Genomic DNA, 5,268 nt, shown 5'->3' with positions numbered 1-5,268 from the left:
TGTTGCTTTTGCTTCAGTTGATTCTGTTGGAGCTTCTGCTTTTGGTGTAGCTGGTTTCGCTGCCTCTGACTCTGTTCCTTTTGGTTCAGATGTTTCTGTTGGAGCTTCTGCTTTTGGTGTAACTGGTTTTGCTACCTCTGGTTCTGTTGCTTTTGCTTCAGTTGATTCTACTGGAGCTTCCGTTTTTGGCGTAGCTGGGTTTGCTACCTCTGGTTCTGTTGCTTTTGCTTCAGTTGATTCTGTTGGAGCTTCTGCTTTTGGTGTAGCTGGTTTCGCTACCTCTGGTTCTGTTGCTTTTGCTTCAGTTGATTCTGCTGGAGCTTCTGTTGCTTCTTTAACTTCTGGGCTTGTCTCTGCTGGTGCTTCTGAGGCAGGCTCTTCACCTGATTCTTCCGCTCTTTCCACTACTGGAGCTGATACAGGCTGATAGACTGAGCTATAGTTCACAGTCATTTTTTCAATTTTCTCAGTGACATCTGTTAATTCAAAGGTAACAGCTTTTGTTTCCTGATCTTTCTTGAGCAAGACCTCGTAAGTGCGAACTTCGCCACTTGCACCACTTTCTTTGATGACAATCTTGTGTTTTGTGACTGTATCTGAAACCGTTTCAGCTTCGGTAAAGTACAATTCATTGTGCGGTAAGAATAAATTCTTGCCTGAAGCTTGATTCATTTCTTGAAGTACATCTACAGGGATATTGCTTGCTTCGCTGATAACACTTAATGTATCTCCCCACTTAATGACATACTTAAATAAATCACCTTCTTTTTGAAGGTCAGCTTTCACTTCCTCAACTGTTCTGGCTACCCAGACACCATCTTGTTCACTGGCTGACACAGTTGGAGCTAAAAAGCCCAGACCTAGCAAAATGACACCTGTCGCAACAATTGCACCAGTTCTCAATTTTCTAAAGCCACGGAGGGACAAGCTTCCTCTAACATTTGTTTGTCTCATAATGTTTATTTTTCCTCACTATTCTATATTTTCCAAGGTAGACCCTGCCTAGGTCTACTAGCCTATGTTTGCGATATGGATAGACTTCTACAGATTTATCTATCTATTTTCAAGATAAGATTTCTATAGATTTTTATGCACAATTCCATATATAAGTTATGAAACCCCTTTCTAATAAATTCCATAGCTTTAGTATATCATATTTAAACACTAAAGTACAAAGAAAGCAACTGAAAGCAATGATTTTCACCACTGCTTTCTGCTTCATGTATCATTTTAAAACTTTCAGTTGCTAGCCTCATTTTTCAGTCTGGCATCAGTATTATTCACCATCCAGCAAGAGCTCTTTGGGTTGTTTTCTAAGGAGATTGCTTGAAGCAAGCGCCATAACGAGAACCACTAGAACTAAAGCAAGAACAAAGACGATGATAAAGTCTGCTGTCTGAATAGAAATATCTAGGCTCGACAAGGTCTTGCTAAAGCCATCTACTTCTGCACCACCACCAAGGTTAGAGGCTTGAGCCGCCTTGCTGGCTTGCTTGGCAACACCTGAAGTGACATTGGCAAGGACAGTGTTTCCAATTGCACGGGCAGTGTAATTGGCTAGGAAGTAAGCAGAAACAAGAGCTGGGATAGCAATCAAGATAGATTCAGTGATAAATTGACCCAAGATACTTGCCTGCTTGAGACCGATAGAGAGGAGAATTCCCACTTCCTTGCGACGGGCGTTGATCCAAAGGCTGAGCAAGAGGGCAAGGAGAAGGACTGAGAAGCTCAAGCTACCCCAGAAGAGGAGGTTGGCCATCTTGTACATACCAGAGATGGATTGCTCAAGAGCTGGGTAGTTAGAGGAGCTCTTCACCAGTGTATAGCTCTTCCAGTTGATACCACTTATGCCATTCAACTCTTTCATAACATCATCCAAGTTCTTGTCCGCTGTTACAAAGAAGGTTGCGTCCCCATAAATAGCTGTGTCTTCTGTGTATCCATAAAGTTTAGCCGCCGTGTGAATGTCTGTGATGGCTGTGTTTTCGTAAAGCTCTTGTGAGTAAGTTACTGCCGACTTATTGTGGCCATCAAAGAGTCCCTTGATTGTCACTTCGACTGTTTCCTTGGCACCTTTTTCATTGTCTGCGTCATAGATATTGGAGTCCAGTTTGACCTTATCCCCGACTTTCCAGCCGTGTTTGGCTGCCAAGTCCTTATGCATGAGGATCTTGTCCTTGTCGTCGTTTGTTAGATGCTCACCTTCGACCAACTTATAAGAACCAGAGACAAACTTGTCTTCTTTAGAGGAGTCATTGACACCAGTAATCATCAAGCTGCTTCCAAAATGTTTGGCACGGTCAGGTGTTAGATTTTTCTTGGTATCTGGCGTTTCGATAAGTTCATAGCCAGTCAAATCTCCGATAGCGTTGATGCGTTTCACATAAGACTCGATGGCCTTGTTTTCGGTGATTTTTTTGATGTCCTCACCCTTGATATTCCCAGCACCACGTGGCGTTCCTTGATTGACGCGACGATTGATTTGCATGGAGAAGCTGTTGGTGATATTTTTAAAGGTCTCCTGAGAAGCCTTGGCAGTAGCTCCCTTGATCGACAAGCCGACCAAACTCAAGCTCGCCATGAGGAGAATAATCAGGAAGATGACAATCGATTTGAAAAACTTCCTTGTAACATAGGCAAATGCGTTGTGTAACATAGGTTCCCTTTCTAGATTTTGTTCTATTTTATAGTTCTAACAGAAAAAGCTCGTATTATTTCGTAGTATTGCGAGTTTCAGTCAGTTTCTTATCCTTCAACTCAAGTGTAATATCTGACGCTTGTGCCACTTCTTTGCTGTGAGTTACGACGATGACACATTTACCTGTTTTCTGGGCAAGTGATTTGAGCAGTTCGACAATATCTCCAGCAGTTTTAGGGTCTAGATTTCCTGTTGGCTCATCCGCTAGAATAACTGGAGCTTCTGAGACCAAACTGCGAGCAATGGCAACACGTTGTTGTTGACCACCTGATAACTGGAGAACATTCCGCTTGATCTGATTTTCATCCAAACCAAGCTCAAGCAGTGTATCCTTGCTTGCCTTTTTATTGACCAAGCGGATATTTTCCAGTGGAGAAAGATAATCTATCAAGTTATAATTTTGAAAAACCAGGGAAATATGGTGCATACGATGGTAGGAATACCCCTTCTTACGAATGTCCTCGCCTTGGAAAAGGATAGAACCTTCAACAGGACTATCTAAACCAGCAAGGAGGGACAAGAGAGTGGATTTTCCTGCTCCTGACTCCCCAATAATACTGTAAAATTTTCCGGGTTCAAAATGATAATTGATCTGATATAAAACTGCCTCGGCAGTATTCTTATAACGATAGGTAAGATCTTGTAATTGTAATAAAGTCATGATTTCTCCTTCTTATACTCAATGAAAATCAAAGATTAAACTAGGAAGCTAGCCGCAGGCTGTACTTGAGTACGGCAAGGCGAAGCTGACACGGTTTAAATTTGATTTTCGAAGAGTATTAACTAATAGATGATAAAATTTCCTTAGGCGATTTTCTAAATAAGAATAGGAAACAAAGGGCTACAGATAAGCAACTAAGCAGAACTAGAAAAACATAGGATTCTGCAAAAGATAGGATGCTGGTTGATAAACTGCTTGCTTTAGCTAGCGTGTCTTGTAAGCTTGCCTGTTCTCCACTTGCTAGTAGGGTTTGGAGTAGGTAAGATGTGATTGCGTTGTCTGCAGCAAATGCTGGAAGCAAAGCACCGAGAGAGACCAAAACTACCTCTAAACAGAACTGTAGGAAGATTGAGGTCTTGCCTTTTCCAAGTGCCAGTAAAATCCCCACTTCGTAGACCCTTTCTCTCAACCAGAGAGACAAAACAAGAATTAAGGCCCCTGCTCCTGCTATCAACATCCCATAAAGGAAGATGGTCAGGAAGGTTTGGAAAGTTGCAACTGAGTCTTTGATTTGTTCAAAGGCCTTATTTTCCTTCTCAACTTGGTATCCTTGACTTTCCAAGGCTAAGTTTTCCACCTGCTCCATGAGTCCGTCCATTTCCTTGGGATTTTCTACATAGAAGCGCGCTGCACTGACTAGAGATTCACTATTTCCCAAAAGGCTTTGGCTACTTTCATAGTCTGTAAAGACTTGATTTTCACTGAAGTCAGAAGACAAGCCTGTGAATTTCTCCTGTTTTTTACCAGAAAAGATGCCAACAATTTCAAACTCAACTGTTTGTCCTTTCCCAGCTTCTGACTGACCAGCATCTAAGGCAATCTTGTCATGAAGCGAAAGACCATTCTTCTTAGCCAACTCTTCGTGGATGAGAATTTTCTTGGAATCCCCTTTTTGAAGATGTCTCCCTTCTTTTAGATTGAAAGCTGAACTGGTAAAGGTCACATCCTTGGATGAATCCTCCAGAGCTGTTAAGCTAACCAAGTTCTTGTCCGCAGCTGACAAATCATCACGTTCAACGCTCTGCTCGCCACTCACCGCTTCCTTGTCTTTCAGTTTTGCGACCGTCTCCAGTTCAGGAGAGACATTTTCCAGTCCCTTAACCTTGCTCACGGATGCTAGGTCTGACAACTTGAAGGTCTGACCATTTTCTATCTTCTTAATAGAAAAAGATGTGTTAAGTGATTTATAAAGATTGCTTTCCACTGTTTTGTTGGACTTCATCAGCGTCAAACAGGCTGAAATTCCGGCCAATAGGACCAATAAAATCAGAAATAAAATAAAACTTCTCAGTCGTTTTCTGCTGACATAAGCCCAAGCTCTTTGGATTGGATTCATTTGTCACCTCCATATTTGTAAGACTATTATAAAACCCAAATATGAAATGTTTATGAAATACGAAAAAAGAACTAGAATTCTCACAAATGAGTGATTTTTCTAGTTCTTTTTGATTTACACAGACTTTATGCAGGGAAAGCTACTAAGGATCAGATGAGATCATCTATTTAAGCTTCCTCTTCATCGTCTTTTTTCTTTTTGGCAAATAGCAAACCAAATGCGCCAAGAAGAGATAGAAGTCCTAATGCACCGTTAGCACGGTCTTCTTGTGTACCAGTATTTGGCAATACTGCTTGTGGTTGAGAAACTGATGAATCAGTTTCTGACACTTCATTCGGCAATTGAGCAGGTACTTCAACTGTTTGACTTGGTTGTTCAGCAGGTTGAGTAGTTGGCACCTCAGCAGGGGTAGCAGTATCTGGTCTACGATTTGTATCGTCAGATGGCGTAGCTGGTCTTTGTTGACCGTCACCTGTTGGTCTAGCTGGACTCACTTTTCTTACGACTACTGTT

The 5,268-nt window shown here is 41.7% G+C and carries 5 protein-coding genes; all 5 read right to left on the bottom strand.

Annotated elements, in window-relative coordinates; translation table 11 throughout:
• The coding region (locus tag SMIDD26_RS12765; protein WP_348538397.1) for a LysM peptidoglycan-binding domain-containing protein at window positions 1-954 on the bottom strand (954 nt) is incomplete at its 3' end.
• A gap of 322 nt (window positions 955-1,276) precedes the next feature.
• Window positions 1,277-2,656, bottom strand: coding sequence for an ABC transporter permease subunit Vex3 (gene vex3 / locus SMIDD26_RS04430; protein WP_061439182.1), 1,380 nt, complete (start codon window positions 2,654-2,656; stop codon window positions 1,277-1,279).
• A gap of 55 nt (window positions 2,657-2,711) precedes the next feature.
• The gene (gene vex2, locus SMIDD26_RS04425; RefSeq protein WP_061439180.1) at window positions 2,712-3,359 is read right to left on the bottom strand and encodes an ABC transporter ATP-binding subunit Vex2; all 648 of its coding nucleotides are present in this window, start codon (window positions 3,357-3,359) and stop codon (window positions 2,712-2,714) included.
• A gap of 118 nt (window positions 3,360-3,477) precedes the next feature.
• Window positions 3,478-4,755 carry an ABC transporter permease gene (locus SMIDD26_RS04420; RefSeq protein WP_061439179.1) on the bottom strand — a complete coding sequence of 426 codons (1,278 nt, stop codon included), beginning with the start codon at window positions 4,753-4,755 and terminating at the stop codon, window positions 3,478-3,480.
• A 167-nt stretch (window positions 4,756-4,922) separates the two neighbouring features.
• Window positions 4,923-5,268: LPXTG cell wall anchor domain-containing protein (locus tag SMIDD26_RS04415; protein ID WP_134990163.1), on the bottom strand; the 346-nt coding region annotated here is incomplete at its 5' end.

Source organism: Streptococcus mitis (assembly GCF_001579035.1).
Taxonomy (GTDB): domain Bacteria; phylum Bacillota; class Bacilli; order Lactobacillales; family Streptococcaceae; genus Streptococcus; species Streptococcus mitis_J.
Note: the sequence above shows the minus strand (reverse complement) of the source record. Positions and strands in the feature narration are given on the sequence as shown.

Coding starts and splice junctions, on each gene's coding strand:
- vex3 (WP_061439182.1), bottom strand. CDS start 2,656: ATGTTACACAACGCATTTGCCTATGTTACAAGGAAGTTTTTCAAATCG.
- vex2 (WP_061439180.1), bottom strand. CDS start 3,359: ATGACTTTATTACAATTACAAGATCTTACCTATCGTTATAAGAATACT.
- SMIDD26_RS04420 (WP_061439179.1), bottom strand. CDS start 4,755: ATGAATCCAATCCAAAGAGCTTGGGCTTATGTCAGCAGAAAACGACTG.